We start from the raw sequence: 276 nt of genomic DNA, 5'->3' as shown, positions 1-276 counted from the left end.
GCTGGCGGTGACCGATCCCCCCAAGGATTCGGCCCGCGAGGCGGTGCAGGGGCTGCACCGGCTGGGGTTGCGGGTGGTGATGGTCACCGGCGACAACCCGCGCACCGCCCGGGCCTTGCCCTCCGGCAGCACCCCGGCCAGCACCTGGTCGATACCCAGTTCGTCGGCCACGGCCCGGGCCGTGGCCGACCTGGGGGCCGGGGAGTCGCGGGTGGCCTTCGTGGGTGACGGCATCAACGATGCCCCGGCCCTGGCCGGGGCCCATGTGGGCATCGC

The 276-nt window shown here is 75.4% G+C and carries 1 protein-coding gene; it reads left to right on the top strand.

The features are described 5' to 3' along the window. Positions 1-276 (top strand): HAD-IC family P-type ATPase (locus tag CKO33_RS13325; RefSeq protein WP_200182705.1); only part of this gene is annotated, 276 nt, incomplete at both ends.

The sequence above is a fragment of the Ectothiorhodospira mobilis genome, from assembly GCF_016584115.1.
GTDB lineage: Bacteria > Pseudomonadota > Gammaproteobacteria > Ectothiorhodospirales > Ectothiorhodospiraceae > Ectothiorhodospira > Ectothiorhodospira mobilis.
This window is presented reverse-complemented; position numbering and strand designations above follow the sequence as displayed.